Source organism: Sulfitobacter sp. (assembly GCF_039977885.1).
In the GTDB taxonomy this organism is placed as follows: Bacteria; Pseudomonadota; Alphaproteobacteria; order Rhodobacterales; family Rhodobacteraceae; genus Sulfitobacter.
In genome coordinates this window covers 145,891-172,452 of record NZ_JBDWCI010000018.1, presented here as the reverse complement: position 1 = coordinate 172,452, position 26,562 = coordinate 145,891, and the positions used below count along the sequence as shown (strand labels likewise).

General features: G+C 57.0%; 28 protein-coding genes. 13 read left to right on the top strand and 15 right to left on the bottom strand.

Annotated features, from left to right (window positions below):
• Window position 1 precedes the first annotated feature (1 nt).
• Window positions 2-1,162, top strand: coding sequence for a lipid-A-disaccharide synthase (gene lpxB, locus ABJM03_RS13010; protein ID WP_348418197.1), 1,161 nt, complete (start codon window positions 2-4; stop codon window positions 1,160-1,162).
• On the opposite strand, the gene mnmA is transcribed toward lpxB, so the two are convergent.
• The gene (gene mnmA / locus ABJM03_RS13005; protein ID WP_348418144.1) at window positions 1,159-2,301 is read right to left on the bottom strand and encodes a tRNA 2-thiouridine(34) synthase MnmA; all 1,143 of its coding nucleotides are present in this window, start codon (window positions 2,299-2,301) and stop codon (window positions 1,159-1,161) included. The two genes, lpxB and mnmA, sit on opposite strands and share 4 nt — an antisense overlap.
• Before the next feature lie 130 nt (window positions 2,302-2,431).
• Here mnmA and ABJM03_RS13000 point away from each other — a divergent pair, with 130 nt between their 5' ends.
• The 5 genes from ABJM03_RS13000 to ABJM03_RS12980 all read left to right on the top strand — a co-directional run bounded on the left by ABJM03_RS13000 (window position 2,432) and on the right by ABJM03_RS12980 (window position 8,058).
• A complete protein-coding gene (locus ABJM03_RS13000) occupies window positions 2,432-2,710 on the top strand; it encodes a DUF1153 domain-containing protein (RefSeq protein ID WP_348418143.1) in 279 nt (92 codons plus the stop codon).
• A gap of 101 nt (window positions 2,711-2,811) precedes the next feature.
• Complete coding sequence (locus ABJM03_RS12995; protein ID WP_348418141.1) at window positions 2,812-3,519, top strand: response regulator transcription factor; 708 nt, start codon at window positions 2,812-2,814, stop codon at window positions 3,517-3,519.
• Between the two features lie 91 nt (window positions 3,520-3,610).
• Window positions 3,611-5,746, top strand: a complete 2,136-nt coding sequence (ligA, locus tag ABJM03_RS12990) for an NAD-dependent DNA ligase LigA (protein ID WP_348418139.1) — start codon at window positions 3,611-3,613, stop codon at window positions 5,744-5,746.
• Complete coding sequence (recG, locus tag ABJM03_RS12985; RefSeq protein ID WP_348418137.1) at window positions 5,743-7,833, top strand: ATP-dependent DNA helicase RecG; 2,091 nt, start codon at window positions 5,743-5,745, stop codon at window positions 7,831-7,833. The genes ligA and recG overlap by 4 nt, the downstream gene beginning before the upstream one ends.
• Window positions 7,834-7,929: 96 nt before the next feature.
• Entirely contained in the window at window positions 7,930-8,058 is a 129-nt protein-coding gene (locus tag ABJM03_RS12980; RefSeq protein ID WP_348418136.1) for a hypothetical protein, read from the top strand.
• 203 nt (window positions 8,059-8,261) lie between these two features.
• On the opposite strand, the gene ABJM03_RS12975 is transcribed toward ABJM03_RS12980, so the two are convergent.
• Window positions 8,262-8,708, bottom strand: coding sequence for an iron-sulfur cluster assembly scaffold protein (locus ABJM03_RS12975; protein WP_348418134.1), 447 nt, complete (start codon window positions 8,706-8,708; stop codon window positions 8,262-8,264).
• A 76-nt stretch (window positions 8,709-8,784) separates the two neighbouring features.
• On the opposite strand from ABJM03_RS12975, the gene hisI reads away from it, so the two are divergent.
• Window positions 8,785-9,135 (top strand): phosphoribosyl-AMP cyclohydrolase, encoded by a 351-nt coding sequence (gene hisI, locus ABJM03_RS12970; RefSeq protein WP_348418132.1) that lies wholly within the window; start codon window positions 8,785-8,787, stop codon window positions 9,133-9,135.
• Here hisI and gluQRS read toward each other — a convergent pair.
• Genes gluQRS through trmFO form a run of 3 tightly spaced genes read right to left on the bottom strand, consistent with a single transcriptional unit; the run spans window position 9,132 to window position 11,950 of the window.
• On the bottom strand, window positions 9,132-9,980 hold the full coding sequence (gene gluQRS / locus ABJM03_RS12965) for a tRNA glutamyl-Q(34) synthetase GluQRS (protein ID WP_348418131.1): 849 nt from the start codon (window positions 9,978-9,980) through the stop codon (window positions 9,132-9,134). The two genes, hisI and gluQRS, sit on opposite strands and share 4 nt — an antisense overlap.
• Window positions 9,977-10,582 carry a methyltransferase domain-containing protein gene (locus ABJM03_RS12960; protein ID WP_348418129.1) on the bottom strand — a complete coding sequence of 202 codons (606 nt, stop codon included), beginning with the start codon at window positions 10,580-10,582 and terminating at the stop codon, window positions 9,977-9,979. Before ABJM03_RS12960 ends, gluQRS begins: the two co-directional genes overlap by 4 nt.
• 9 nt (window positions 10,583-10,591) lie before the next feature.
• Window positions 10,592-11,950 carry a methylenetetrahydrofolate--tRNA-(uracil(54)-C(5))-methyltransferase (FADH(2)-oxidizing) TrmFO gene (trmFO, locus tag ABJM03_RS12955; protein ID WP_348418127.1) on the bottom strand — a complete coding sequence of 453 codons (1,359 nt, stop codon included), beginning with the start codon at window positions 11,948-11,950 and terminating at the stop codon, window positions 10,592-10,594.
• A gap of 493 nt (window positions 11,951-12,443) precedes the next feature.
• On the opposite strand from trmFO, the gene ABJM03_RS12950 reads away from it, so the two are divergent.
• The gene (locus ABJM03_RS12950; protein ID WP_348418125.1) at window positions 12,444-12,884 is read left to right on the top strand and encodes a PaaI family thioesterase; all 441 of its coding nucleotides are present in this window, start codon (window positions 12,444-12,446) and stop codon (window positions 12,882-12,884) included.
• A 91-nt stretch (window positions 12,885-12,975) separates the two neighbouring features.
• On the opposite strand, the gene ABJM03_RS12945 is transcribed toward ABJM03_RS12950, so the two are convergent.
• Complete coding sequence (locus ABJM03_RS12945; protein ID WP_348418123.1) at window positions 12,976-13,209, bottom strand: DUF1127 domain-containing protein; 234 nt, start codon at window positions 13,207-13,209, stop codon at window positions 12,976-12,978.
• A 96-nt stretch (window positions 13,210-13,305) separates the two neighbouring features.
• On the opposite strand from ABJM03_RS12945, the gene ABJM03_RS12940 reads away from it, so the two are divergent.
• The 3 genes from ABJM03_RS12940 to rpsI all read left to right on the top strand — a co-directional run bounded on the left by ABJM03_RS12940 (window position 13,306) and on the right by rpsI (window position 15,828).
• The gene (locus ABJM03_RS12940) at window positions 13,306-14,712 is read left to right on the top strand and encodes a PLP-dependent aminotransferase family protein (protein WP_348418121.1); all 1,407 of its coding nucleotides are present in this window, start codon (window positions 13,306-13,308) and stop codon (window positions 14,710-14,712) included.
• A 163-nt stretch (window positions 14,713-14,875) separates the two neighbouring features.
• Window positions 14,876-15,337: a 50S ribosomal protein L13 gene (rplM, locus tag ABJM03_RS12935; protein ID WP_348418119.1), complete on the top strand. Its 462-nt coding sequence runs from the start codon at window positions 14,876-14,878 to the stop codon at window positions 15,335-15,337.
• Window positions 15,338-15,339: 2 nt separating this feature from the next.
• A complete protein-coding gene (gene rpsI / locus ABJM03_RS12930) occupies window positions 15,340-15,828 on the top strand; it encodes a 30S ribosomal protein S9 (RefSeq protein WP_348418117.1) in 489 nt (162 codons plus the stop codon).
• 136 nt (window positions 15,829-15,964) lie between these two features.
• Here rpsI and ABJM03_RS12925 read toward each other — a convergent pair whose 3' ends face one another.
• The 8 genes from ABJM03_RS12925 to guaA form a co-directional block, all read right to left on the bottom strand.
• Entirely contained in the window at window positions 15,965-16,582 is a 618-nt protein-coding gene (locus tag ABJM03_RS12925; RefSeq protein WP_348418115.1) for a TetR/AcrR family transcriptional regulator, read from the bottom strand.
• On the bottom strand, window positions 16,575-17,444 hold the full coding sequence (gene ppk2 / locus ABJM03_RS12920; RefSeq protein WP_348418113.1) for a polyphosphate kinase 2: 870 nt from the start codon (window positions 17,442-17,444) through the stop codon (window positions 16,575-16,577). The genes ABJM03_RS12925 and ppk2 overlap by 8 nt, the downstream gene beginning before the upstream one ends.
• A 48-nt stretch (window positions 17,445-17,492) precedes the next feature.
• Complete coding sequence (locus tag ABJM03_RS12915; protein ID WP_348418111.1) at window positions 17,493-18,452, bottom strand: alpha/beta hydrolase; 960 nt, start codon at window positions 18,450-18,452, stop codon at window positions 17,493-17,495.
• A gap of 1 nt (window position 18,453) precedes the next feature.
• Complete coding sequence (gene metA / locus ABJM03_RS12910) at window positions 18,454-19,371, bottom strand: homoserine O-succinyltransferase (protein WP_348418109.1); 918 nt, start codon at window positions 19,369-19,371, stop codon at window positions 18,454-18,456.
• Between the two features lie 81 nt (window positions 19,372-19,452).
• On the bottom strand, window positions 19,453-20,301 hold the full coding sequence (locus ABJM03_RS12905; RefSeq protein WP_348418108.1) for an ATPase: 849 nt from the start codon (window positions 20,299-20,301) through the stop codon (window positions 19,453-19,455).
• Window positions 20,302-20,356: 55 nt separating this feature from the next.
• A complete protein-coding gene (locus tag ABJM03_RS12900; RefSeq protein ID WP_348418106.1) occupies window positions 20,357-21,220 on the bottom strand; it encodes a DMT family transporter in 864 nt (287 codons plus the stop codon).
• Complete coding sequence (locus tag ABJM03_RS12895) at window positions 21,217-21,504, bottom strand: antibiotic biosynthesis monooxygenase (RefSeq protein ID WP_348418105.1); 288 nt, start codon at window positions 21,502-21,504, stop codon at window positions 21,217-21,219. Before ABJM03_RS12895 ends, ABJM03_RS12900 begins: the two co-directional genes overlap by 4 nt.
• A complete protein-coding gene (gene guaA, locus ABJM03_RS12890; protein WP_348418103.1) occupies window positions 21,495-23,072 on the bottom strand; it encodes a glutamine-hydrolyzing GMP synthase in 1,578 nt (525 codons plus the stop codon). Before guaA ends, ABJM03_RS12895 begins: the two co-directional genes overlap by 10 nt.
• Window positions 23,073-23,291: 219 nt before the next feature.
• Between guaA and ABJM03_RS12885 the strand changes: the two genes are divergently transcribed.
• Entirely contained in the window at window positions 23,292-24,830 is a 1,539-nt protein-coding gene (locus ABJM03_RS12885; RefSeq protein WP_348418102.1) for a trimethylamine methyltransferase family protein, read from the top strand.
• 3 nt (window positions 24,831-24,833) lie between these two features.
• Here the strand turns inward: ABJM03_RS12885 and ABJM03_RS12880 are convergent, their stop codons facing one another.
• The gene (locus ABJM03_RS12880) at window positions 24,834-25,136 is read right to left on the bottom strand and encodes a DUF6477 family protein (protein ID WP_348418100.1); all 303 of its coding nucleotides are present in this window, start codon (window positions 25,134-25,136) and stop codon (window positions 24,834-24,836) included.
• 243 nt (window positions 25,137-25,379) lie between these two features.
• Between ABJM03_RS12880 and ABJM03_RS12875 the strand changes: the two genes are divergently transcribed.
• Window positions 25,380-26,489 carry a DUF6456 domain-containing protein gene (locus ABJM03_RS12875; RefSeq protein WP_348418098.1) on the top strand — a complete coding sequence of 370 codons (1,110 nt, stop codon included), beginning with the start codon at window positions 25,380-25,382 and terminating at the stop codon, window positions 26,487-26,489.
• Window positions 26,490-26,562: the final 73 nt, after the last annotated feature.

The following is a 26,562-nucleotide window of genomic DNA, read 5'->3' as shown; positions in this document are numbered from 1 at the left end:
TCTGCGCGTTTTCATCATAGCGGGGGAGCCTTCGGGAGATAAACTGGGGGCGGCCCTTATGGCGGGGCTAAAGGCGCTGCGGCCTGATGTCGAATTCCAAGGGGTTGGCGGCGTTCAGATGCAGGCAGAGGGGCTGGTTAGCCGTTTTGACATGTCCGAACTCAGCTTGATGGGGCTGGTCGAGATATTGCCGAAGTACCGCCACCTCAAACGCCGGATTGCACAAACTGCCCAAGCGGTGGTGGCACAGAAGCCTGATGTGCTTATCACCGTCGACAGCCCTGATTTCTCGCTTCGGGTGGCTAAACTGGTCAAGGCGCACAGCGCTATTCGGACGGTCCATTATGTTGCGCCGACGGTCTGGGCATGGCGGGCAGGGCGGGCGGCACGGATGGCGCGGCATATTGATCAGGTGTTGGCGTTGCTGCCTTTCGAGCCACCGTTGATGCAGGCTGCGGGTATGCGTTGTGATTTTGTCGGGCATCCGGTCGTGGCCGAACCTGTCGCGACTGACCGCGATGTAGAGGCGTTTCGTGCCATGCACAGCATCGGCGACGCGCCTTTGATGGTGGTTCTGCCCGGGTCGCGGCGGTCAGAGGTTGCGCGGTTGGGGGAGCGGTTCGGTGCCGCTGTGCGTAGGATCAAAGAGCACAAGCCCAAGCTGCGAATCATCGTGCCTGCTGCAGCGGGAGTCGCTGATTTGGTGCAAAACCTCACCGATAAATGGCCGGATACGGTGGTTCTGGATCCGCGCATCGGCGAATATTCGACTAAAATGGCAAATAAGAGAGCGGTTTTTCGCGCAGCGGATGTGGCGTTGGCGGCTTCGGGCACCGTGTCATTAGAGCTGGCAGCGGCCGGAACGCCGATGGTCATCGCTTATGATATGAACCCGATCAGCCGTTTTGTCATAGGCAAAATGCTGTTGGTTGATACGGTCACATTGGTCAATCTGGTGTCGGAAACCCGCGCAGTGCCCGAGTTTATTGGGAGGGCATGCACCAGTGACGCCATCGCTGACAGCGTACTTGATGTGATGGCCCAACCAACAGAGCAACATCGCGCAATGGCGCTTACGATGCAGCGGCTTGGGCAGGGGGGCAAAGACCCCGGTTTGCGTGCGGCGCAGGCGGTGCTGGAGGGGATCGCGGCCGATTATTAGCCGCGGTGAATCCAGCCGCCGCCGAAAATCCTGCTGCTTTCGGGATCGTAGAAAACACAGGCCTGACCCGGGCTGACACCTTGTTCTGCGGTGACCAACTCCACCTCGGCGGTGGTCTCACTTAGCGGCCGCAGGATCGCATCCGTGGGCGGTCGGGTTGACCGGACGCGCACGGCGACATGCCATTCCTCGCGGGATGTGAAAGGCGCATCGCCAAGCCAGTTGATCTCTTTTACCGGCACCGTGCGTGTGGCCAGAAGATGCTTCGGGCCGACGACAACCTGTCGTTTGTCTGCATCCAGTCGCACCACATAAAGCGGGTCCGCCAGCCCGCCAATTCCCAAACCGCGGCGCTGTCCGATAGTGTAATTGATCACGCCATCATGGCTGGCCAATACTGTTCCTTCGGTGTCGACAATATCACCGGGGGCCGCTGCTTCGGGACGTAACTTTCTGATAACGCTCGCGTAATCACCATCCGGTACAAAGCAGATATCCTGACTGTCGGGTTTGTCTGCGACGCGCAGCCCGTATTTCTCGGCCAGCTCCCGTGTTGCTTGCTTGGAAGGCAAATGCCCCAGCGGGAAGCGCAAATAATCCAGCTGCTCTGGTGTGGTGGAGAATAGGAAATAGCTTTGATCCTTGGTTGGATCTGCGGCTGTGTGCAGCTCGGCCCCGCCAGCGCCCATTTTGCGCTGGATGTAGTGGCCGGTCGCCATGCAATCGGCTTCGAGGTCACGGGCGGTTTCCAGCAGGTCCTTGAATTTCACCCGCTCGTTACAGCGGATGCAGGGCACGGGCGTGGCTCCGCCCAGATAGCTATCGGCGAATTCGTCAATTACAGCGTCTTTGAATACGTTTTCATAATCCAGCACATAATGCGGGAAACCCATATCTTCGGCCACACGGCGGGCATCATGGATGTCGATCCCCGCGCAGCAGGCACCTTTCTTGGCCAGCGCGGCGCCGTGGTCATAAAGCTGGAGCGTGACGCCGACAACGTCATACCCTTCCTCTGACAGCATTGCGGCGACAACCGAGCTGTCCACACCGCCCGACATCGCGACCACCACACGGGTGTCGGCGGGCGCTTTTGCAAAGCCCAATGAATTGAGCGGTGGGGTTTTGTCCAGGGGCATGGGGCCTCGATATGTCGGAGTGCTTTGCTTTGGAATATAGGAAAATGCGAACTACTCACAAGGGGCGGCTTCATTTGTCTTTAAGAGACAGGCGGGAAGATCAGGGGGGAAACGAGTTTGGGGTGAGCAAATGTATCTGAAGAAAGTGGACGGCCCGCGTTCGGTAACTTTAATGGACGGATCTGTCATGACCTTGGCGGATCTCCCTAGTCCGACAACCAGTCGTTGGGTTGCTTCGCGCAAGGTGGCGGTGGTGCGCGGCGTTATATACGGCCTAATCGGTAAAGACGAAGCGCTACAGCGCTACGGGCTAAGCGAGGACGAGTTTATTGAGTGGGTGCGCGCGGTTTCAACCCATGGAGAAGTCGCGTTAAAAGCAACGATGGTGCAAAAATATAGACAACTATAGATTGTTTCGGGTGTGGTCGCGCCAATATTTACGGGTAATTAACCTTTATTGCGCAGTCTGATCGTCATACACTTATCCCAAATGGCGGAGTTGACCAGAAAATGCGTGTACTGCTTGTTGAAGATGATCCCACAACCTCAAAAAGCATCGAGCTGATGCTCACACATGCGAACCTCAACGTCTATGCGACGGATTTGGGGGAGGAGGGGATCGATCTCGCCAAGTTGTACGACTACGATATTATTCTTCTCGACCTCGATCTGCCGGATATGAACGGCCATGAGGTACTTCGCCAACTACGCCTGAGCCGGATCGAGACGCCAATCCTGATCCTTTCGGGTGCTGACGACACCGAAAATAAAATTCGCGGTTTCGGGTTCGGGGCAGATGATTATCTGACTAAACCTTTTCACCGCGAAGAACTTGTTGCCCGTATTCACGCCATTATCCGCCGCTCCAAAGGACACTCTCAGTCCGTCATTGATACCGGTCTTGTTTCAGTCAATCTTGACGCTAAAACCGTCAGCGTTGACAACAAGCCGGTTCATTTGACCGGTAAGGAATACCAGATGCTGGAACTGTTGAGCCTTAGAAAAGGCACAACACTTACAAAAGAAATGTTCCTGAACCACCTGTATGGTGGCATGGACGAACCCGAGCTCAAGATCATCGACGTATTTATCTGCAAGCTGCGGAAAAAGCTGGGCTGTGCCACAGGTGGATCGAATTATATCGAAACGGTCTGGGGGCGCGGCTATGTTTTGCGTGATCCCGAACCGTCAGAGATGGATTTGGCCGCAAGCGCCTGAGATCTGCATAACGATACGCAAATGACCTAGACCTGCCGAGGGTCGCGGCCTATCTAACTTCGGGTAGGCGACAGCACTAAAGGCAGGTTTTGTGACTTCTCAAACAGGATTCCCCGATATTAGCGTGGATTCGCTCGAATCTGCACAGGCTAAGGCCGAGCTTGCGCGGCTTGCCGAACTGCTTGGGTTCGCGAATACCGCGTATCACGGTGACGATGCTCCGACGATTTCGGATGCGGAATATGACAGTCTCAAGCGACGCAATGCGGCGATCGAAGCGCGGTTTCCTGAGCTGAAACGCCCGGACAGCCCGAGCGATAAAGTGGGCGCAGCACCCGCGGGGGGGTTTGGGAAAATTACCCATGCGGTGTCAATGTTGTCATTGGCAAATGCGTTCGACGATGATGACGTGCGCGAATTTGATACGTCGATCCGAAAATATCTGGGTTTGGGTGGGGAGACACCTCTGGCCTATACGGCCGAGCCAAAGATCGACGGCTTGTCGCTGTCGATAAGATACGAGAATGGCGTTTTGACACAGGCAGCCACCCGCGGCGACGGCGCTGTGGGCGAGAATGTGACAGCAAATGCGCGTACCATTTCGGATATTCCACAAAAGCTGGAGGGGGCTCCGGAAATTTTAGAGGTGCGCGGCGAAGTTTATATGAGCCACGCCGATTTTGAAGCGTTGAATGCGCGTCAGTCAGAGCGGGGGGGTAAGCTGTTCGCCAACCCGCGCAACGCCGCCGCAGGATCCTTGCGGCAGCTTGATCCTGAAATCACCCGTGCGCGGCCGTTAAAATTTTTCGCTTATGCCTGGGGGGTCTTGTCGGCACCTTTGGACAAGACACAATGGGGCGCGATAGAGGCGCTGGCCGATATGGGGTTTTCGACGAACCCGCTCACGGCGCTATGCGCATCCCCGGCTGAGATGATTGCCCATTACGTTAATATCGAATCGCAAAGGGCTTCTTTGGGCTATGATATCGACGGCGTGGTTTACAAAGTTAACAATCTTGAGTTGCAGGCCCGCCTGGGCTTTAGGTCAACCACCCCTCGCTGGGCGATTGCTCATAAATTCCCGGCCGAGCTTGCTTGGACCACGCTTGAGGGGATTGATATTCAGGTCGGGCGCACCGGCGCGCTAAGCCCTGTTGCGCGGCTCGCCCCTGTGACGGTCGGGGGGGTGGTGGTCTCCAATGCGACGCTGCACAATGAGGATTACATCAAAGGGCTTGATAGCAAAGGCAGCGAAATTCGCGGGGGCAAAGACATCCGCGTGGGCGACTTTGTGCAGGTCTATCGTGCTGGTGATGTGATCCCGAAAGTCGCCGATGTGGATCTGGACAAACGCCCCGATACTGCGATGCCCTATGCCTTTCCCGATATTTGCCCGGAATGTGGCAGTGACGCGGTGCGCGAGCCGGGGGATGCGGTGCGCCGCTGTACGGGGGGGCTGATCTGTCCGGCTCAGGCGGTGGAAAAGCTCAAACACTTTGTCTCGCGCGGTGCGTTTGACATTGACGGTCTAGGGGCAAAGCAGGTCGAACAGTTCTATACGGATGGCTGGATTGCTGAACCTGCGGATATTTTCACCTTGCAGGCGCGGTACGGCAGCGGTGTGCAGCAGCTCAAAAACCGCGAAGGTTGGGGGGATAAATCGGCTAAAGCCCTGTTCGCCGCGATTGAGGACAAGCGCAAGATCGGCCTTGCGCGCTTTTTATTCGGCCTCGGGATCCGCCATGTAGGTGAGGCGGCGTCGAATATGATCGCGCTGCACTACGGAACATGGGAGGCTCTGGCCCGAGGCGTTGATGGGGCCGTCATGCGGGAAGGTCCCGCGTGGGACGATCTATTGGCGGTTGACGGGATGGGCGCGGTGATGGCGGGCTCTTTTGTCGGGGCTTTTGCGCAAAATGGTGAGCGGGCATCTATTGACCGGTTGGTGGCACAGCTGGATATTCAGGAGGCAAAGCGCGCTGATACCTCGGGCTCTCCGGTCGCGGGAAAAACTGTCGTATTTACCGGAACGCTCGAGAAAATGACCCGCGCCGAGGCAAAGGCCCGGGCCGAGAGGTTAGGTGCCAAGGTGTCAGGATCGGTCAGTGCCAAAACGGATATTCTCGTGGCGGGCCCCGGTGCCGGATCAAAGGCCCGGAAGGCAGCAGAGCTTGAGATTACGACCTTGGACGAAGACGGCTGGCTGGCGTTGATCGAGGGGTTATGAACACGCGTCCCGAAATTTTATTCCCGCTGTTTGCAGGGCTGGATACGTTAACCGGTGTTGGCCCTAAAACAGCGCAGCATTTCGCGGGCCTGGGCGTAGTGGCACCGCGCGATCTGTTGTTTACGTTGCCGCAATCGGGCATTGACCGTCGCCTGATCGAGACGGTGCAGGGTGCCGATTTCCCGACTACTTTGACGGTGGCGGTGACGATCGGAAAACACAGTGGACCGCGCAACAAAGGCGGTGCCTACCGCATTCATGTGGAAGACTCGGGGACGGGCTTTCAGTTGGTGTTTTTTCATGCGCGTGGCAATTATTGGGAACAGCAATTGCCCGAAGGCAGCCGCCGGATTGTGTCGGGGCGGGTCGAATTGTTCGATGGTATCCCGCAGATGGTGCACCCTGATTTCGCCGTGCCAGAAGCCGAAGCGGACAGTATTCCATCCTTTGAGCCTGTTTATCCGCTGACCCAGGGTGTGACGCAAAAGCTGATGTATAAGGCCACGCGGGGGGCGCTTGCCCTGATCCCTCAGATGGATGAATGGATTGATCCCGGCCAGTTGGCCAAAGAAGGCTGGCCGGATTTTGCGACAGCGGCACAGGCCGCTCATGCGCCCCAATCCCTGCTTGATCTGTCATCGGTCGCTCCGGCGCGGGCGCGGTTAGCTTATGACGAATTGCTGGCACATCAAATCACACTGGCTTTGGCGCGGCAGGTAGAGCGGCGCAAAAAGGGCCGCGCGGCAAAGGCCACGGGGCAGCTTCAGGCCAAGGTTCTCAAGACATTACCTTACACGCCGACCGGCGCCCAAAGCCGCGCAATCGCCGAGATTATCGCCGATATGGGAACCGAGCAGCGGATGAACCGTTTGCTGCAAGGGGATGTTGGTGCAGGCAAAACGTTGGTTGCTTTCATGGCCTTGCTGGCTGCGGTTGAGGCAGGCGGGCAGGGCGTTTTGATGGCCCCGACCGAGATCCTTGCGCGGCAACATTTGCAGGGGCTGCGCCCGATGGCGGAAACCGCGGGCGTGGTGTTGGAAATTCTCACGGGACGGGACAAAGGTGCCGAACGGGCTGCCAAACTTGCGGCGTTGGAGCGTGGGGATATCCATATTCTGGTCGGCACCCATGCAGTGTTTCAGGAGACAGTGGTGTTCCATGATCTGCGCCTTGCGGTGGTGGATGAACAACACCGTTTTGGTGTGCGCCAGCGGTTAGAGCTGGGGCGCAAGGGGCGGCAGGCGGATGTGCTGGTGATGACCGCGACGCCCATTCCCCGCAGCCTCGCCTTGGCACAATATGGCGATATGGATGTGAGCGTGCTGGACGAAAAACCCCCGGGCCGTAAGCCGATCCAGACGGTTCTGATCAGCACAGACCGCTACGATCAGGTCATCGACCGGCTGCGTGCGGTGATTGCAGAGGGGCGGCAATGTTATTGGGTTTGCCCCTTGGTCGAGGAAAGCAATGTCAGCGATCTGACCGCAGCCGAGGAGCGTTTTAAGCGGTTGCGCGCGGCATTGGGGGAAGGTGTTGTTGGGTTGGTCCACGGGCAGATGCCCCCAGCGGATAAAGACGCCGCCATGCTGGCCTTTCAGCGCGGTGAGACATCGCTGTTGGTTGCAACAACGGTGATTGAGGTCGGTGTGGATGTGCCGAACGCCTCGATCATGGTGATTGAGCGAGCCGAGAGTTTTGGTCTGGCTCAGTTGCACCAATTGCGCGGGCGGGTCGGGCGTGGCTCGGCGGCGTCGAGCTGTTTGTTGATGTATCAGAACCCGTTAAACCAGACAGGCCGCCAGCGCCTTGAGGTGCTCCGCGAGACCGAGGATGGGTTTGTCATTGCGGAAACCGATCTGAGCATGCGGGGCACGGGAGACCTGATCGGCACGGCACAATCAGGGGTGCCGCGATTCAAAGTGGCCGATCTGGAAAAACAGGCAGCACTAATGGCTGTGGCGCAATCTGATGCGCGCGCATTGCTGACCAGTGATCCAAGTCTTGAAACTCCGCGAGGCAAAGCAGCGCGGCTGCTGCTCTGGCTTATGCGGCAGGATGAAGCCATTCGTTTGATTTCAGTGGGTTAGGTTGTCTGTTCTAAAAAGTTCACAAATGTTCTCATAAAGTTCTTTACACAATGTTCTCAATATGAGAACAAAGGTGCAACAAAGACGGAGAGAAACATGACCTTCTATCAAACAATCAAAGGCATCGCCACACGGTCGAAAGACACATTGGCTCATGATGCGCTCGGTGCTGCAGCATTGATTATGATGTTGGTGGTTGGTCTGCATCTCCCCGGCCTTGTCTGACTTTCTGCCTGCGCTCTGGTGTCAGAGGTGGTTTTCAAGCGTGTTTGTCCCAACTGTATACGCTTTTCGATGTTACGTTCTGCCTGTCCATAACATCTTTTGAGGGTGCCTTCCTCATAACTGCCTTTGTGTCCCACGCCTGAGACGCTTTTCTTGCGCCGCCATCCTGTCCGGGATGTGCGGCGTTTTTTTTGGTTACTGCGTTAGGCTTTCTGATGCGCCGTGCTCATCGCTTCCGCGAGTGCTTCGATAGACAGTAGGATCGAAGCGTGGCGGTTTTTATAGGATGCTGCTGGCGACAGGACTTCGAAGCCGTCAAAAGGCGCGTCTGGGATCGCATCGCCGTCTTTGAGCATCGCTTTGAGTTGATCCCGACCTTTCTCGATGGTGTTTAGATCAGCGCCCACCGCGGCACCGGCCGTTATGGCCGCCGCAGCCTGACCCAATGCGCATGCTTTGACGTCTTGGCCCAGATCTGCCAGTTTTCCATCGTCCATTCTCACATCTACTGTCACGCTGGATCCGCACAGCGGTGACCGGCGGGTAACCGTTGCATGGGGGGCATCAAGCCGCCCCAGATGCGGAATATCAGCGGCCAGCGCTAGGATGCGGCCGGAATAAAGTTTGATCAGATCGGTCTCGTCAGACATGGCATTTCCTTCAGCTCCTCTTTACATAAGCCGAAGACGACAGGATGCAAAAACAATTACACAAGGCGGGCCGCTTATGTCCTTTGATCCCCAAAGTTTGAAATATAACGAGGCAGGTTTAATTCCGGCGATTGCTCAGGATCACGCCACCGGTGAGGTGCTGATGATGGCGTGGATGAATGCCGAGAGCCTGATGGAGACCTTGACCAGCGGGCAAGTGACCTATTGGAGCCGATCACGGCAACAATTTTGGGCCAAAGGGGCCACATCTGGTCATGTGCAAACCCTTAAAGAGCTGCGGGTGGATTGTGACCGCGATTGCATCGTGATGCAGGTCCATCAGGTGGGTGCCGCCTGCCATACCGGCGCGCGCAGCTGTTTCTTCACGATTGTCACCCCTGAAGGTGAGACCGAAAATAGAACCTAAAGACCGACCATAGCGCGGATATCTGCGGGTGACATGCCCTGCGCACGGTAAAGCGATATGGCCCGCGCATCATCGCGTTTGGCCAGTCGCTTACCGGTATCATCGCGGATCAGTTGGTGGTGGTGATAGCTTGGCGTGGGCAGGCCAAGAAGGGCTTGCAAGACTACATGAATGGCTGTTGCCTCAAATAAATCAGCGCCGCGCATCACGTCGGTGATGCCTTGGGCTGCGTCATCCAGCACGACTGACAGATGATAGGATGTGCCCATATCGCGGCGGGACAGGACAATATCGCCCACTGCCTGAACCAGATTGTCAGATGTGACAGGCACAAGGCCACGGTGGGACGGTAGGCCGGTTTCGGTAAAAGACAGTGGGCCAAGGTCGCGCAATGCCGCAGCCATATTCAGGCGGAGCACTGCATTTTCCGGCCGTGGGCCCTGCACGGATTTGCGGCAGGTTCCGGGATAGATCACCCCGTCAGGCCCCAGCAGCGGGGCGCCTTCCTGTGGGGCGCTGGTCGCGGCGGCAATATCGGCACGGGTGCAGCTGCATGGATAAAGCAGGCCACGCGCCCAAAGCGCATCAAGAGCGGTGTCATAAGCATCTTGCCGCTGTGATTGCCGCATTACCGGTTCCGGCCAGCTAATCCCGAGCCATGCAAGGTCATCATAAATCTGGGTTTCCCATGCCGCGCGTGAGCGGCTGCGGTCGATATCCTCGATCCGCAGTAAAAATTGCCCCTTTTGTGCCTGCGCGTGGTCAAAGGCCAGTAGCGCAGAATAGGCATGTCCCAAATGAAGCGGCCCTGTCGGAGAGGGGGCAAAACGTGTGGTAAGGCTCAAGCCTTTTCAACCACATAGACAGTAGACTCAATATCTCGTGCCGGTAGATGGGCACCGTGTTCGGAAAACAGCAGTCGTGCGGCCCCGCAATCAAGCCATTCGTTCAGGCGGCCCGTGCTATCGGGATCCGCGAGGGATTGATCGTTGAAGGTAAACACCAATTTGCCACCGCTAGGCAGCGCGTGCATGAGCGTATCCAATAGTGTGATCGGCCCTGCGCCAATGCCGATTACACCGATAGCCGCAATCAGCGCATAGCCGTCGCGCGGGGTGCTATCTGCTTCGATCTGTTCGAGATTGCGGTAAATTCCTTTGGCGCGGGCCTGTTCGAGCATGGCTTCGCTCAGGTCCACCCCGTCGATGGTTTCAAACCCTGCGGATTTGAACGCTAGCCCGCCTAAGCCGGTTCCACAACCAAAATCAAGCAGGGGCTGGGAGGTGTCTTCGACGCATTCGGCCAAGGCGGCGGCACAGCGCGCCGGTGTCGCATAGCCGTTTTCGCTGATCTCGGCTTCATAGGATCCGGCCCAATCGTTATAAAATGCACGCACAGCCGCAGCATCGCGTTCGGTATAGGAAGTATCCAGAAATTTTTGGGTCATAGCGTTATTTTAAGGGGTCCTGTTGCCTTGTCCAGCCTCAAGCCAGGATTGCCAGTCAAGCTTGGCACGGTCGGTATAGGCTTTGTATCTGTCCTTGCGGCCACGGCGGCCCGATTTGAGACCTTCGACCGGTGGAAATAGCCCGAAGTTCACGTTCATCGGTTGGAAGGTCTTGGCCTCGGCGCCGCCCGAGATGTGGGTGATCAACGCGCCTGTGGCCGTGGTGGCCGGAGGTGTATCGATCATGGTGCCAAGGATCTCGGCCGCTGCAAGACGGCCCGCAAGCAGGCCCATCGCAGCGCTTTCTACATAACCCTCAACGCCGGTGATCTGGCCTGCAAAGCGGATGTGAGGTTGCGAGCGCAGGCGCATCTGCGCGTCCAGCAAGGTTGGCGAATTAAGGAACGTGTTCCGGTGGATGCCGCCCAGACGGGCAAAGCTTGCGTTCTCTAGCCCTGGAATGCGTTTGAAAACATCAGTTTGTGCGCCGTACTTCATCTTGGTCTGGAAGCCGACGATATTATAGAGCGTGCCCAATTTATTATCGCGGCGCAGCTGTACCACGGCATAGGGTTTGACGTCTGGCTGGTGCGGGTTGGTCAAACCTACGGGTTTCATCGGACCAAAGCGCAGGGTCTCACGGCCCCGTTCTGCCATGACCTCAATCGGGAGGCAGCCGTCGAAATAGCCTGCGGTTTCATTCTCGTGGAATTCGGTTTTCTCGGCCTCACCCAGCGCGTCGATGAAGGCGTAATATTGATCGCGGTCCATGGGGCAGTTGAGGTAGGCTGTGCGCTCTTCTTCGGTCTCGCCCTTGTCATAACGCGACTGCATCCACGCTTTGCTCATGTCGATGCTGTCGTGGTAAACAATCGGAGCAATTGCGTCGAAAAAGGCCAAGGCTTCGGCACCTGTTTCTGAGGCAATGGCGGTCCCCAAGGCAGAAGAGGTCAGCGGGCCGGTGGCGATGATCCAGTGACCGCTGTCGGGCAGGGCGGTGATCTCGCCATATTCGACGGTGATGTTGGGGTGGGCCATCAGGGCGTCTGTGACCGATTGCGCAAAGGGGTCGCGGTCCACAGCCAGCGCGCCGCCTGCAGGCAAGCGGTGCTTTTCCGCCGTTTGCATGATCAGGCCGTTTGCCGCGCGCATTTCCCAATGCAGCAGACCCACGGCGTTTTGTTCGCTATCATCCGAGCGGAATGAATTGGAGCAGACCATTTCACCCAGCAGGCCCGTCTGGTGGGCGAATGTGCCAACTTCGGGCCGCATTTCGTGGATGACGACTTTAATCCCCAGATGGGCGGCCTGCCATGCGGCCTCGGAGCCGGCCATGCCGCCGCCAATGATGTGCAATGTTTTATCCATGCCTGCCAGATAAGCCAGCCGCGCGGCGGGCGCAACTGCGGCGAATAGACATAATCAGCAGTGGCTGCGGTATTGAGCCGGCAGTGATTGGGATCGGAGGGGTGTTTTGGGGTCGTCGCTGCGGGAATAAGGAGAATCAGATGAGAGTCTGATCTGGAGGGACCTTCCGCCGGCGACGACCCAAAAGGGGCACGTTGTCGTGCTGTGTCTCATTTGTGCCGTAATGCTGCCCAATTCACCAGATGTAGTTTGGCAACAGTATGGTGCCGTTCGCGCAACAATGGGAAAATGGGCCAAGGCTTCCCCGCAACCGGTTCTTGGGGCAGCTTATCCAGTGTTTACCGCAGGGCGGTTGTTATTTCGTTACTGGGCGGGTTGAGGCGTTCAGTGCTGCTCATGGAGACGCTGTGCTTTGTGTGGTTTCCGGAATTGCCATCTTGCGTCGCACCCTGCTTGGGGCAACTCTAGCGGGATATGTCGGGGGAGGACAAACATGACGGATCGAGGAGAGTTGCAGATGGACGCGCCGCAATTGGCGGCGTTCATGCGGGAGGCGTTTCAGCAAGTTGCGGATGATTTTGTCATCTTGGAGGTTAAGCCCAACGAGGTGACGATGCAGATGGTCATCACCGAAAAGCACTTGCGCCCCGGTGGCACGGTGTCGGGGCCGTCGATGTTCGCGCTGGCCGATGTGTCGGCGTATATCGCGACATTGGCGATGATAGGGCCAAAAGCTTTGGCGGTGACGACGAGTTGTGCGATGGATTTCATGCGCAAACCTCGCGCGGGCGTGGATTTGATTGCCCGTGCAAAGCTGCTCAAACTGGGGCGGCAGCTGTCTGTGTCGCATGTATTGCTATATTCCGAAGGGCAGGCAGAGCCTGTCGCGCAGGCGACTATGACCTATGCGATCCCGCCTGAAAAAAACGGTTAGGGGTACAATCCGGGTTTTCTTGGGTTTGTATTAAAAAAGGGCAGGGAAGTCCCTGCCCAAGTGAAGAGGTCTGGCTAGCGCCACGGGGATGTCACGCCCGCCAGAACACTTTCTGCGCCTCGGCCCGAGCCGCGTCCGGTGTTAGCCCCACGTCCGTAAGTTGCCATGCCTCAAGGCTTTCGAGTGCAAGGCGCGTTCGGTGGCGGGTTGCCCATTCTGTCACGGCAGCTGCGAACTTGACGCTCATCACCGCCAGCAGCGGCAGGCTGCGGCTGGAGTTAAGTACAGCGAGGGCATCGCGTGTCAGGATCACTGCCTGTGTCATGGGAATCTCCTATCAAATTGTATTGACACAAAGTGGCGTATTTGCCATGGATAATGGGTACAATATGATTTCAGATAGCGCTAGGGAAACATTGTAATGAATACAATTTGGCATCCGCAGGTCGATCCGGCCATCAAGCCAAAGTACAAATCCATAGTACAGGCGATACGTGACGGTATTGCGACAGGCGCATTGAAGGTGGATGATAAATTGCCGCCTGTGCGTGAACTGGGTTGGACGTTGGGGATGACGCCGGGGACAGTGGCGCGGGCCTATACAATTCTAACAGATGAAGGGGTGCTGACCGCCGAAGTGGGGCGCGGCACATTTGTGGCAGGTCAAACGCCCGAGCCATCCCTCAATCTGGTGGAAGATGTAATTGAGCATGCCAAAGGGGGCGACAGTTTTGAGGTAAACCTGTTTTCGCCGCATTTGCCGAATGGGGGGCAGCCTCGTTTGATCCGAACGCTGTTGGCTCAAGTTGCGGCGGATCCACCATCTGGCATCATGCATTACCCCTCGCGCCGCGCGGCACGCCCTGCGCGGGAGGCAATGGTGCATTGGTTGCGCGACACCACGCTTGGGTCGCTTTCGGAGGCGGATATCGTATTATCCCATGGCGGGCAGAATGCGATCATGTTGGTGTTTCAGGCCATTCTCAAAGGCCGCCGCCCGGTGATTTTTGTGGAAGAGCTGTGTTATCCGGGGTTTCGCCGTGTGGCTGCGGGGCTGCGGGCGGATGTTGTATCTGTGGCGATGGATGAGCGTGGGCTGTGCCCGCGGGCCTTGGCGCAGGCCGCCGAGCGGTATCCCGAAGGGCAGATCATTTGCACCTCGCCAGAGGTCCATAGCCCGACCTGTGGTTTTTCGCCGCTCCAACGGCGGCGTGAAATTGTCGAGGTCGCGCAGCGCTTTGATCTCGAGATCGTAGAGGACGATTGCTACCGCATTGGCGCGGCTCAAGAGCCGAGTTATAGAATGTTGGCTCCTGAGCGGGGGTGGTACATTACCTCGCTAAGCAAATCGTTGACGCCGGCGCTGCGCGTAGGCTGTGCGATTGGGCCAAGGGCGCATAATGGGGCGCTAAGCCGTGCTGCAGAACATGGTTTTTTCGGCCTCGCAACGCCGGTGACGGATCTGGTTGCGGCTTTGCTCATGCATCCCCAGCTAGAGGAGGTCTTGGCCCGCACGCGTGCGGGGGTGGCGGAATACGTTAAAGTGGCGGTGAACACGCTGGGGGGATATGATCTTGTCTGGCGTGAGGATGTGCCCTTTGTCTGGCTCAACCTGCCGGATGGTTGGCGCGCCAGTGCGTTCTGCCGCGCCGCCGAGACCCGCGGTGTGCGTGTGCGTGCCGCTGAAGAATTCGCCGCAAGGCAGGCGCAATCGCCCCATGCAGTGCGCATGGCGATCAATGCAGGTGTGTCGTTGGAAAGTTTCGAGGCGGCGATGGGGCGCTTGCGGGAGCTTCTGGATAACCCGAATGAAGAAATAGGGGTCTAGAGCGGGGTAAGCGTGTGGGGTAATATGATACCTTATTTGTAAGTACCTGTTTTTGAATATTATATTTGATTTTGTGTCGCTTGACGTGGCCGGTGGCATGGATATAACCCCAGCATCACATCGGGGCATCTGTCCCGTCTCACCACTAGCGGGATTACCGTATATGAAAACCTTTTCTGCAACACCGGCAGACATCGACAAGAAATGGATCATCATTGATGCCGAAGGCATCGTGCTGGGCCGTCTTGCTTCGATCATCGCCATGCGTTTGCGCGGCAAGCACAAACCATCCTACACACCTCACATGGATTGCGGCGACAACGTCATCGTAATCAACGCCGAGAAAATCCAAATGACCGGCAAAAAACGTGAAGAGATGTTCTACTGGCACACTGGCCACCCAGGCGGGATCAAAGAGCGCTCCAAAGCGGATATTCTTGAGGGCAAGCACCCCGAGCGTATCGTTACATTGGCTGTTAAGCGCATGTTGCCTGGCAACCGTCTGAGCCGCCAGATCATGACCAACCTGCGTGTATATGCGGGCGGCGAGCATCCTCATGAGGCCCAAGAGCCTGAAGTTCTGGATGTTGCATCCATGAACAAGAAAAACACACGGAGCGCATGAGCATGTCTGACGAAATCAACACACTCGAAGATCTCGCATCTGTTGCCGGCGTTGAGGCCACTCCAGAAGTCGAGCTGACCCCCCGTGAGCCCGTCAAAGACGAATTCGGCCGCTCCTATGCAACCGGCAAACGTAAAGACGCGGTCGCCCGCGTTTGGATTAAGCCAGGTTCCGGCAAGGTTATCGTAAACGGTAAGCCACAGAACGAATATTTTGCACGCCCCGTGCTGCAAATGGTTCTGGCACAGCCTTTTGGCGTAACAGGTACCGAAGGCCAATTTGACGTCTATGCGACAGTCAAAGGCGGCGGTCTGTCCGGTCAAGCTGGTGCGGTTAAGCACGGCGTGTCCAAAGCACTCCAGCTGTTTGACCCAGCCCACCGTGGCGCGTTGAAAGCCGCAGGCTTCCTGACACGCGATAGCCGCGTTGTTGAGCGTAAGAAATACGGTAAGGCCAAAGCGCGTAAGAGCTTCCAGTTCTCCAAGCGTTAAGTTTTACGACATTATTGGAAAAGGCCGTGCCATTTGGTGCGGCCTTTTTCGTTTTGTGGGCCAAATCACATGAGGCCAAATCAGATGGGGCTGAGCAGTTTGGCTCGTGATAGGTTTTTGGGGGGCGTCGATGTGCCTAGTCGTCAGGGGCAATGAGCCCCAAACCGCGCAGATAGATCCCGATTCCGGTTTCCAGCAAGTCTTCGGGCGGAAAGGGCGAGGCACGGCCCGGAGAGTTACGCGCAAATAGTTCGACCACGCCGTGGCTCATGGCCCAGATATGGGCGGAAAACATGGAGGCGGGGGGGCGTTTGTCCTCGGGGATGTGTTGGCTCAGATCTGCTGCGGCCTGCTCCAGAACGGCATTGGCGCGGTTCGCGACCGAAGCAAGGGCTGCGTTGCGATTAACCTGAACGCCGCTTTCAAACATCGCGATGTAATGGCCGGGATATTTACGCGCAAAGGCAAGATAGGCGCGGCCCGTGGCTTCAAAGGCTTGCAGTGCCGAGGGCTGGCCGCTTTCGTAAGCAAATTCCATGAGGTCGCCAAAGATTTCATAACCCTGTAGGGCGGCCTCAGCTATGAGGTCTTCGCGGCCTTCAAAGTGGCGATAGACCGCAGCAGGGGTCACGCCGGCCTGTTTGGCCGCCTCGGAGAGGGTGAACCCCGTGGGGCCACGCGCCTCGATCAGGGCAAGCGCAGCATCCACCAGCGCTTGGCGCAGGTTGCCGTGGTGATAGCCCCGTTTAGACATCCCAGATATCTGGCCCGCCGCAAATTGCGTTATCTACTGCGCCGATGGCGTCGATGTCTTTGTATGTATAGTCGAAATGGTGCAACACAGTGCGGATCGCATTCAGACGCGCGCGGCGTTTGTCATCCGATCGCACGATGGTCCACGGTGCAATATCGCTATGGCTACGGTCAAGCGTGTCCTTGATCGCATCGGAATAGGCGTCCCACAGGCTCAGGCCTTTGACGTCAATGCCGCTGAGCTTCCACTGTTTGAGAGGATCACTTTCCCGGGCCAGCATGCGGCGCAATTGTTCGGCACGGCCCACGTTCAGCCAGAATTTGAACAGGTGTACACCGTCCTCTACCAGCATTTCCTCAAAGGGTTTCACCTGTTGGAAAAAATGCGCGTGCTGTTGCGGGGGGCAGAATCCGAAAACCGGTTCAACGACACCGCGATTGTACCATGAGCGGTCAAAGAAAACGATGTCACCGGCAGAGGGAAGGTGGCAGACATAGCGTTGGAAATACCACTGGGTGCTTTCCGTTTCGGTTGGTTTGGACAATGCGACCACACGGGCGGCCCGTGGGTTAAGGTTCATCCGGAAGCGGCCGATCGTGCCGCCTTTGCCGGCACCGTCGCGGCCTTCAAATACCATCGCGATGCGTGTGCCCGTTTCGCGGGCCCAGGATTGCAATTTGACAAGTTCGATCTGAAGTGCCGCCATGTCCCGCTCATAGGTTTTTTTGTCCAGGCGGGAATCGTAAGGGTAACTGTCTGATAGGATTTCATTCTTCTTGGCTTCTTCAATCGCTTTGCGAATAGCCGAAGGCGCGTCGTTTTCGAAGAATGCGCTGATTGCACCATCAAAAGGTTTATTCATAGCGGGGGTCCTTTGTGCCGGTTGGTGCAGTATGCGCCCGTTACGGTGTCAACGCAAACCGGCACGTGCGGCCGCGCGGTCGATGCTGGCTGCGACGTCATCGGGGTTGGTGTGTTGCGGCATATGACCGACCCCTTCAAGCAGATTCAGATTTGCATTGGCGACTTTTTGAGACAAAACTTCGGCGTGAATCTTCCAAGGTACAATCGTGTCGGCATCGCCGTGGATGATCTCCATCGGCATGGTTAAGCTACCGTAGCGTTTGGACATTTTCACGATATGGGGCCGCAGGTGGTTTACCTGTTGGGCATTGGCCCGCATGCTGGCACGGCGCAGCGTTAAGCCTGCACCAATATGCGCAGCATATCCATCGGGGGCGGGTTGGGGGGCAAAAATTGTCTCGACGCTGTTGTCCACATAGCTGTCGGGCACAAAGGCCGACAGCGGCGGCACAGCCAATGCACCGCCCCAGCTGCCGCCCAAAACGGTATAGGTCCAGCCAAGCCCGCCGGGCCACGGATTTGACACAGCAGATACCATGACAACAGCTGCTGTTTCCTCAGGCTGGCTGAGTGCCCAAGCCATTGCAACGGAGCCGCCAAAGGAATGACCCAGCACAATCGGTCGCTCTATTCCCACAAGTGCCGCAGTTTTTTGCAGCAATGCCGCTTGTTCCATGGGGGATTCGCTTGCGCTGTTCCAAGCGCCGGATTTTCCCGGCAAGCGGCCTGTCCATCCCAGACCGGGGCGGTCGAACATGATCACGCGGTAGCGATCTGACAGGCGGTCGGCAAAATCGAATGTCCAGTCGCGCAGATTGCCGCTGGCACCGTGGATCAATACAAGATCGGGACCATTCCCCGCGATGAGCACATGCACAGGCGTGCCGTCGATATCCAGAATACGCCCTTGCGGCGGGTAGTCACGCTCTGCCGTGGTTTGACGCGCGGCGGCGCGCCATTGGACCACCAGAACCAGCAGCCCAACCAATGCAAGCAGGGTCAGCATGCTACGCCCCAATTTGTTCGATATCATATGGCGTTGATTGATATATTTCCTGAATCCAGTTGCCGTACAGCAGGTGCGCATGGCTGCGCCAGCGGTTCACAGGAGGCAGTGCGGGATCATCATTGGTATAGTAGTTTTCAGGGATGTTAATCGGCGTGCCAGCGGCAACATCGCGGTCATATTCCTGTTTCAGCGTATCGCGGTCATATTCGAAATGATTAAAGATATAGACCGTGCGGTGGGTGGCATCCTCGATCAGCGCAGGCCCGACCTGATTGCTGCCCAGAAGGGTTTTCAGCTCTGGCACAGCGTCCACTTCGGCTTGTTTGATCTCTGTCCAGCGCGAGACAGGGATTACACAATCATCCGAGAACCCGTTCAGATAAGGGGAGGCCGGCGCAAGGTTTTGATGGCGGTAACAGCCAAAGGCCTTTGCGTCGAGCATATGCTTTTTGATGCCGTGGAAATGGTTGATCATCGCCATCCCGCCCCAGCACACTGCCATGGTGGATTGCACATTGGTTTGCGTCCAGTCCATGACGCGGCGCAATTCCTCGTAGTATCCGACCTGATCAAAATCCAGATGTTCGATCGGCGCACCTGTGATGATCAGACCGTCGAATTTCTCGTCCCAGACCTCGGAGACAGGGCGGTAAAAGCTTTCCATATGTTCGGCGGCGGTGTTGCGGGTCTGGTGATCGGACATGCGCAACAGTGTCAGCTCGATCTGCAAAGGCGTAGCACCGATCAGACGGGCGAATTGTGTCTCGGTCTGGATTTTCTTGGGCATCAGGTTCAGCAGGGCAATGCGCAGAGGGCGAATATCCTGCCGCGCGGCCTGATCAACGTCCAGCACGCGCACGCCCTCACGGGTGAGAACGGAATAGGCGGGCAGGTCGGCGGGAATCTTGATGGGCATTGGGACTACTTTTAACTTTTAAGCGGATGTCACAGATAGAGCGGCTGTGCCTCTGTCTCAAGGGGCCACACGGCTCTGTGTTCACAGCTTGGTGGCAATAAGATCCTCGAAATCTTGTGCATTGATGACCGCGTGCAGGTCCGCAGCAGTCACGGTCACCCCGTGGCGCGACATCGCCTCATAGCGCGGCTGGCGATGCGCAAGTGCTTGTGCATAGGTCCAGCGGATGAAGGAGTCAGGATCAACTTCATCTTCCTTCATGTTGTTTTCGCTTAGATAATTTCCCCAAACACGTTCAAGGAACGCAGGCTGGTATGCCATTGGTTTGGGCGCGCGGTCAAAGCGGCGGATCAACTCTTGGGAGTGGGCCTCGTCGCCCTTGATCCAGATCAGCAGACATTGCTCGGCCAGCTTTTCAAGCAAGGGATCGTTTTCATCTTCGGGGTCGATCCATTCGCAAATTGATCCACCGGTGTCGCAGATGAAATTTGGATAGCCATAAAGCGTTTGCGCGCGGTTCATGAAGTTATGAGTATCCATAAGCGCTGCGATCTCGGCGTCGCGGAATTGGGCCTGACGGCGTTTGTATTCTTCCATAGGCAGGCCGCCACGGGCAGGATCGCCCGGTTTGCCCAGATAGGCAGCAACCGCGGTCAGATCATGGTCATGGATGTTGGGGGCGATATACATCGCATCGGCACGCAGCATTTCGGCCAGAAACGGCTGTTGCATAGCCTGAGCGATCAGATTGTCCTTGATGTGGCTGTGCATGCCATCAGTGCCGATCCGGTAATCAATAGAATAGTGGAACCAGCCGCGCTGTTGCACCAAAAGTTTGGAAATATGCGTTTTTCCCAAACCGGACATGCCGAAAAACAGGACAGATTTTTGCGGGCTCGCGCGCCAGCTTTTTGCATCGGGATAAAGCATTTTGCCTCCGGAATAGGGTCAACACTTCCCTATCCTGCGCGCTGCATCCGGTCAATCACGGGCGCTTGCGGGTTTCTGTCCAGATATTGAGGTAGTTGGCCGTGAAAATAACGACGGCCCCGACAAAAATCCAGATCTCGAGAGGCTCGTTATATAGCAGCATGGCGACGATTGCGATTACGGGCAGGCGGGCGAAATCCATCGGTACAACGATGGTGGCCGGCGCGATACTGAGGGCGTTTGTCAGGCAAAAATGCGCCATCAATCCCGAGGCCCCCACCAATAGAAGATAGGGCAGGCTTTGTCCTGTGGGCAGGGCGATGGCGCCATCATAGCCTGCACTTATCAAACCGAAGACAAGCTGGATCGTGGTCAGGAAAAACAGGATCGACGCCACGCTGTTGTCGCGGGTCATGCGTTTGGTCAGCATATTGGTAAGCGCAAAAAATATTGCCGCACAGGCGGCAATGGCGGTGCCGATTTCAAAGGTATCGAGGCTGGGACGGGTGACGATCAACACGCCGACAAAGCCGAGTACCGCTGCAAACCCCCGCATCCGTGTCATTTTCTCACCAAGTACAAATGGGGCGAGGATCGCAACCCAGATGGGGGAGGTGAATTCCAGCGCGAAAACCTGCGCCAGCGGGATCACCGAGACCGCAAAGAACCACAGGTTCTGGCCGGTGAAATGGAAAAAATTGCGCAGAAGATGGCGGCCGAATTGATCAAAGCGCAACTCGGCCCATCGGTTTTGTGCGGTGATGATTGATACGACAATGATTACACCGACAAGGCTCCGGTAGAGCATGATCTCGAATGTGTCGTATTCCTGCGAAAGCTCGCGCCCGCCAATAGCCATGAAGGAGAAAGAGGCGATCGCGCCGGTCATCCAGAGTGCGGCCTTGAGAAGGACGTTCATTCGAGGCCGGTAATGGTGTAATTGCGCGCGATACCGGCGGTCTGAACGGCCCAGTCTGAGGCGGCGGCGCGGGTTTGATGTGCCTTGAATGCAGACGCATCGGTAAAGCGTTCAGCGACATTCCAGACCATCGGATCATCTGTGGCTGTGACCTCGAAAGAAAGGCAGCCGGCTTCGGCGCGTGTGAGGGTGATGTGCGCAGGCAAAGCTGCGCGCACCCGGGATGCCTCGGCTTCGGACACGCAGGTGAGCGTGCCCGTCAGGGTTACCTCGTTTATTCCCATTCGATGGTGCCCGGAGGTTTTGAGGTGATGTCATAGGTGACGCGGTTGATGCCGGGTACCTCGTTGATGATCCGCGTTGCGGTCTCGCCCAGAAATTCGTGGCTGAAAGGATAGTAATCGGCAGTCATCCCGTCCACAGAAGTCACAGCCCGCAGGGCGCAGGCAAAATCATAGGTCCGGCCGTCACCCATCACGCCGACTGTGCGCACAGGGAGAATTGCCACAAAGGCCTGCCAGATGTCATCATAGAGCCCGTGTTTGCGAATCTGGTCGATGTAGACCGCATCTGCTTCGCGCAGGATTTCGAGCTTTTCGCGTGTGATTTCACCGGGACAACGGATGGCAAGACCCGGTCCGGGGAAGGGATGGCGGCCGATAAAGCTGGGCGGGAGGCCCAATTCACGGCCCAGCACGCGGACTTCGTCCTTAAAGAGTTCGCGCAGTGGTTCAACCAGTTCGAGCCCCATTTTTTCCGGCAAGCCGCCCACATTGTGGTGGGATTTGATGGTGACGGAAGGGCCGCCAGAGAAGCTTACAGATTCGATAACGTCAGGGTAAAGTGTTCCCTGCGCGAGGAATTTGGCATCTTTGATCTCGTTGGCGTATTTCTGGAAGACGTCGATAAACAGTCTGCCGATAATCTTGCGCTTGGTTTCGGGGTCGGATTGACCTTCGAGTTCGCCCAAAAACAGATCAACCTCATCGGCGTGGATGACTTTGAGGTTCATGTTGTCGCGGAACATGGTGACCACTTCGGTGGCTTCATCCTTGCGCAGCAGGCCGTGGTCCACAAAGACGCAGGTGAGCTGATCGCCGATGGCTTCGTGCAGCAAAGCGGCAGCAACCGAAGAATCAACCCCGCCAGATAGGCCGCAGATGACATGGGCATCGCCCACTTGCTCGCGAATTTTGGCGATGGCCTCTTCGCGGTAGGCACCCATGGTCCAATCGCCTTTGAACCCTGCTATGCGGACGAAATTCTCATAGAATTTCAGGCCATTGGGGGTGTGGTGGACTTCGGGGTGGAACTGCACGGCATAGAACTGGCGCGTGGTGTCCGCCGCGATGGCGAAGGGCGCGTTTGGCGAGGTGCCAAAGACCTCAAAGCCCGGGGCGAGGGCGCTGACGTGATCGCCGTGGCTCATCCAGACCTGTTCGCGGTCGGTCAGAAACCAACCATCAAGCAATTCGGTTTTCTCGGCCGTAGGCGTCACATAGGCGCGGCCGAATTCGGCGGTGCCGCCGCCACCCGAGATCTTACCGCCCTCGACGGTGCCGCCGAGCATGTCCATCATCAACTGCTGGCCATAACAAATGCCCAGCACGGGCAGGCCGCGGGTAAAGACCGAGGCCGGCGCACGAGGGGCGTCCTTGTTCACCACACTGGCGGGTCCGCCGGAGAGGATGATTGCTTTTGGATTGAAGGCATCAAGAAAAGCGTCATCCACTGTATTGAACGGGTGAATTTCGCAATAGACATTCAGCTCGCGCAGGCGGCGGGCGATCAGCTGGGTTACCTGGCTGCCGAAGTCGATGATGAGGAGGCGGTCATGGGTGTGTTCTATCATAGGCTCTGATTATGCGCCGCAGCGCAGGCTGGCAAGACAGATTTGGGGGCCAGCCCCCCGGCTTGGCAATGCCAAGCCGTCCCCCGGAGTATTTTTGGCTAGAAAAAATAGACTGAAAGGGATGGATGTCGCTTTTTTACCAGCAAGGCCGTTATCTGTGGGCGCTGGCGCGGGCGGGTGCGATAGTGAGGGCCAACACAGACCTTTGAGGGATAGATCATGGCAGAAGCAGCACGGCGCGCACGTGGTGGAGGTGGGGCAGCCCGGAGGGCGGCACGATCAGCGGTGTCCTTTGAGACCGCCAAATATATCGAGCGGAATATTCCGAATTTCGAAGTTCTCACGGAAGAGGCTTTGGAGACCATCGAAACCAATGCAGAGACGATCCTTGAAGAGATCGGGGTTAATTTCCCTGACAACCCCAAAGCGCTTGAGCGGTGGCGTGATGCGGGGGCGGATGTGCAGGGCGAGCGCGTGCGGATTCCGCGCGGTTTGGCACGAGAGCTGATCAAGACCGCGCCGGCCAGCTATACGCAGCATGCGCGCAACCCCGACCGTAATGTTGTCGTTGGTGGCAAGAACCTTGTGCTGGCACCTGTTTATGGCCCGCCTTTTGTGCGTGATACGGCCGGTGGGCGGCGGTATGCCACGATGGAGGATTTCCGTAAATTCGTGAAGCTGGGCTATATGTCCAAATGGTTGCACCATTCGGGCGGTACCGTTTGCGAGCCTACGGATGTTGCCGTGAACAAGCGCCATCTTGATATGTTGTATGCGCATATGACTTTGAGCGATAAGCCGTTCATGGGGTCCGTCACCGAACCCAGCCGGGCGCAGGATTCGGTGGATATGTGCGGTGTGCTTTTTGGCGAGAAGTTCGTGCAGGAAAACACGGTCATGACCTCGCTGATCAACATCAATTCGCCCATGACCTTTGATGATGTCATGATGGGTGCATTGGAGGTTTATGCACAGAACAATCAGGCCTGTATTATTTCTCCGTTCATTGTCGGGGGCGCGATGGCGCCGGTATCGGTTGCGGGGACATTGACGCAGGTTCTGGCCGAAGGTTTGGCAGGACTGGCCTATAGCCAGCTGTGCAAACCCGGCGCGCCGGTGATTATGGGTGCTTTTGTGACCTCGATTGATATGAATTCGGGAGCACCGACATTCGGGACGCCGGAGGCTGCGCATATCACCTATGGTGTGGGGCAATTGGCGCGACGGTTGAACCTTCCATATCGCTCGGCGGGGTCGTTCTGTGGCTCGAAGTTGCCGGATGCACAGGCGGCTTACGAGACGGCCAATAGTCTCAATATGGGTTTGCTTTCGGGTGTGAATTTCATGCTGCACGCATGTGGCTGGCTGGAAGGCGGGCTTGTCTCCTCGTTCGAGAAATTCGTCATGGATGCGGACCAGTTGGGGACGCTGCATCATCTGGCGCGCGGGGTCGAGATGGATGTGAATGCACAGGCTATGGATGCCATCCGCGAAGTAGGTCCGGGCGGTCACTATCTGGGCTGCGCCCATACGCAGGCGAACTTTAAAGAGGCATTCTGGAAATCGGACCTGTTGGATTACAAGCCGTTCGAGACATGGGAAGACGAGGGTGCGCGTGACACCCAAGCCCTTGCCAGTTTGCGTGTCGAGAAGTTGCTGGGCGATTACCAGCAGCCTGCGATGGATCCGGCCACAAAGGAAGCATTGGAAGCCTTTGTGGCGACACGTAAAGCGGCAGAGCCAGACAGCTTTATGTAAAAGTTATTCGCGCTGCGGGTCTGTTTGTTGGGCCCGCAGCGCGCGCGCCTCGCCGAGGATGGCGATCAAGACATCTACATGGTCCACCAGGCTATAGCAGGTGTCGGACATTTTGCGCTGGCGCTCTTTTTCGGCTTCGATGTCCATGAGACGCATTAATGCGTCTGCGTGGCGGGGGAGCATTCCATACCCCAACAACCTTGGAAGATGGCCGTCGCGGCGGTATTCCTGTGCTCCGATACGGGCAGCCCGCATCAGCAGGCGGGGGCGATGAAGGGCGGCGAGAAGGCTGTGGATATCTTGCATGGTTTAAGGCTCCTTTTACGATGAAACACGTCGTGTGACGGCTCCTGTATCGCTATAATCCCCCAATTTTTATGGTGTTGCGTGGGGCCGTAAGGCAGCGCTCGGCCCCTTCAGCATTGTTTATGATTTATCAACAATCATGGCCCGACTTCGGTATTTTAACCAAGGTGTAACCAATTCATTCCTAGGTTGAAAATTCCAATTGTTAAAACCGCCGAGAAGGGACACTCAGGCATGGGGCAGATGGTACAAGTACAATCAACAACGGAAGTCACGGGAGAAAAATCGGGGAAATCGGTCCCGGCATGGGTGCCGCGTTCGGTTCAGAATTATATTGACCATACGGAAATGGGGATCCCGATCCGGGCATTGGCACGGGAGCAGGGGTGTCATGCGTCCACCGTTCTGCGCCAGATCAGACGGGTTGAGACATTGCGGGATGATCCGCTGGTGGATAACGCGCTAAAAAGCCTTGGGGGAGGTGAGGTAAGCGTTCGGGAGCAAGTTCAAAAGCGTTTGGACAGTATGCGGCAGGCGAAGATAGATGCGGGAGAGAAAGAGGTTCCCAACATTGCCGAACTATCTGCCCACGGCAATCGCGTCCTTAAACGGTTGTGTGAGACAGGGGCTGTTCTGGCTGTTGCGGCTGATATGGAGAAGGCGGTCATTGTGCGTGATGGCAATGACGGTGAGAATACCCGTACTGGTGTCGTGGACCGCACGATTGCGGAAGCGATGGCGTTGAAAGGATGGATTTCTGCCCCTGAGGGCGGGCGCATTTCGAGGTATCAAATTACATCACAGGGCCGCAGTGCTTTAGCGGATATTATGGCCCTTGATGAGAGTGAGCATTTGAATACGGGTTTGGATGCGTCGGTTGGGCATTGTTCGGACGTGCCAAGCCGTGCCCGTTACGGGGTGACGGAAAGCCCGCTTAGCGCCTTGGCACGGCGGCGTGACCGTGACGGGACGCGGTTTCTGACATCCGAGATGGTTCGGGCGGGAGAACGCCTACGTGAAGATTTTGAAATTGCACAGATGGGGGCCGAAGTGGCACGGAATTGGGAGAGCTTTCTGCAAGCTCTTCGCCCCGCAAGCGCGCCTGCACCTGTGAGCGCCACACCTGCAATCGAGCGGGCCCATGCCCGTGTGATTGATGCTTTGGCCGAGTTGGGGCCGGGGCTGTCGGATGTCACATTGCGGTGTTGCTGTTTTCTCGAAGGTTTGGAGACTGCTGAGAAGGTTCTTGGTTGGTCGGCGCGGTCGGGTAAGATCGTATTACGCATCGCATTGATGCGGTTACAGGCGCATTATGCCGATGCATCTGTACAGGAAACCGCAATGATCGGCTGATCATCGCGGTAATGCGCTGTGACAGGGTTTTGTTTAACCTGCGATGTGTTAAATGTACCTCAACCGAGACATG

What these genes read in the sequence shown, in the direction of transcription:
- ABJM03_RS12950 (WP_348418125.1), top strand. Translation starts at nt 12,444, where the DNA reads ATGACGGATCGAGGAGAGTTGCAGATGGACGCGCCGCAATTGGCGGCG.
- ABJM03_RS12925 (WP_348418115.1), bottom strand. Translation starts at nt 16,582, where the DNA reads ATGTCTAAACGGGGCTATCACCACGGCAACCTGCGCCAAGCGCTGGTG.
- mnmA (WP_348418144.1), bottom strand. Translation starts at nt 2,301, where the DNA reads ATGCCCCTGGACAAAACCCCACCGCTCAATTCATTGGGCTTTGCAAAA.
- ABJM03_RS12940 (WP_348418121.1), top strand. Translation starts at nt 13,306, where the DNA reads ATGAATACAATTTGGCATCCGCAGGTCGATCCGGCCATCAAGCCAAAG.
- ABJM03_RS12900 (WP_348418106.1), bottom strand. Translation starts at nt 21,220, where the DNA reads ATGAACGTCCTTCTCAAGGCCGCACTCTGGATGACCGGCGCGATCGCC.
- ABJM03_RS12895 (WP_348418105.1), bottom strand. Translation starts at nt 21,504, where the DNA reads ATGGGAATAAACGAGGTAACCCTGACGGGCACGCTCACCTGCGTGTCC.
- ABJM03_RS12980 (WP_348418136.1), top strand. Translation starts at nt 7,930, where the DNA reads ATGACCTTCTATCAAACAATCAAAGGCATCGCCACACGGTCGAAAGAC.
- ABJM03_RS12885 (WP_348418102.1), top strand. Translation starts at nt 23,292, where the DNA reads ATGGCAGAAGCAGCACGGCGCGCACGTGGTGGAGGTGGGGCAGCCCGG.
- ABJM03_RS12905 (WP_348418108.1), bottom strand. Translation starts at nt 20,301, where the DNA reads ATGCTTTATCCCGATGCAAAAAGCTGGCGCGCGAGCCCGCAAAAATCT.
- ABJM03_RS12915 (WP_348418111.1), bottom strand. Translation starts at nt 18,452, where the DNA reads ATGCTGACCCTGCTTGCATTGGTTGGGCTGCTGGTTCTGGTGGTCCAA.
- ABJM03_RS12875 (WP_348418098.1), top strand. Translation starts at nt 25,380, where the DNA reads ATGGTACAAGTACAATCAACAACGGAAGTCACGGGAGAAAAATCGGGG.
- ABJM03_RS12945 (WP_348418123.1), bottom strand. Translation starts at nt 13,209, where the DNA reads ATGACACAGGCAGTGATCCTGACACGCGATGCCCTCGCTGTACTTAAC.
- ppk2 (WP_348418113.1), bottom strand. Translation starts at nt 17,444, where the DNA reads ATGAATAAACCTTTTGATGGTGCAATCAGCGCATTCTTCGAAAACGAC.
- recG (WP_348418137.1), top strand. Translation starts at nt 5,743, where the DNA reads ATGAACACGCGTCCCGAAATTTTATTCCCGCTGTTTGCAGGGCTGGAT.
- ABJM03_RS12880 (WP_348418100.1), bottom strand. Translation starts at nt 25,136, where the DNA reads ATGCAAGATATCCACAGCCTTCTCGCCGCCCTTCATCGCCCCCGCCTG.
- hisI (WP_348418132.1), top strand. Translation starts at nt 8,785, where the DNA reads ATGTCCTTTGATCCCCAAAGTTTGAAATATAACGAGGCAGGTTTAATT.
- metA (WP_348418109.1), bottom strand. Translation starts at nt 19,371, where the DNA reads ATGCCCATCAAGATTCCCGCCGACCTGCCCGCCTATTCCGTTCTCACC.
- guaA (WP_348418103.1), bottom strand. Translation starts at nt 23,072, where the DNA reads ATGATAGAACACACCCATGACCGCCTCCTCATCATCGACTTCGGCAGC.
- ABJM03_RS12975 (WP_348418134.1), bottom strand. Translation starts at nt 8,708, where the DNA reads ATGTCTGACGAGACCGATCTGATCAAACTTTATTCCGGCCGCATCCTA.
- trmFO (WP_348418127.1), bottom strand. Translation starts at nt 11,950, where the DNA reads ATGGATAAAACATTGCACATCATTGGCGGCGGCATGGCCGGCTCCGAG.
- ABJM03_RS12995 (WP_348418141.1), top strand. Translation starts at nt 2,812, where the DNA reads ATGCGTGTACTGCTTGTTGAAGATGATCCCACAACCTCAAAAAGCATC.
- rplM (WP_348418119.1), top strand. Translation starts at nt 14,876, where the DNA reads ATGAAAACCTTTTCTGCAACACCGGCAGACATCGACAAGAAATGGATC.
- ABJM03_RS12960 (WP_348418129.1), bottom strand. Translation starts at nt 10,582, where the DNA reads ATGACCCAAAAATTTCTGGATACTTCCTATACCGAACGCGATGCTGCG.
- rpsI (WP_348418117.1), top strand. Translation starts at nt 15,340, where the DNA reads ATGTCTGACGAAATCAACACACTCGAAGATCTCGCATCTGTTGCCGGC.
- ABJM03_RS13000 (WP_348418143.1), top strand. Translation starts at nt 2,432, where the DNA reads ATGTATCTGAAGAAAGTGGACGGCCCGCGTTCGGTAACTTTAATGGAC.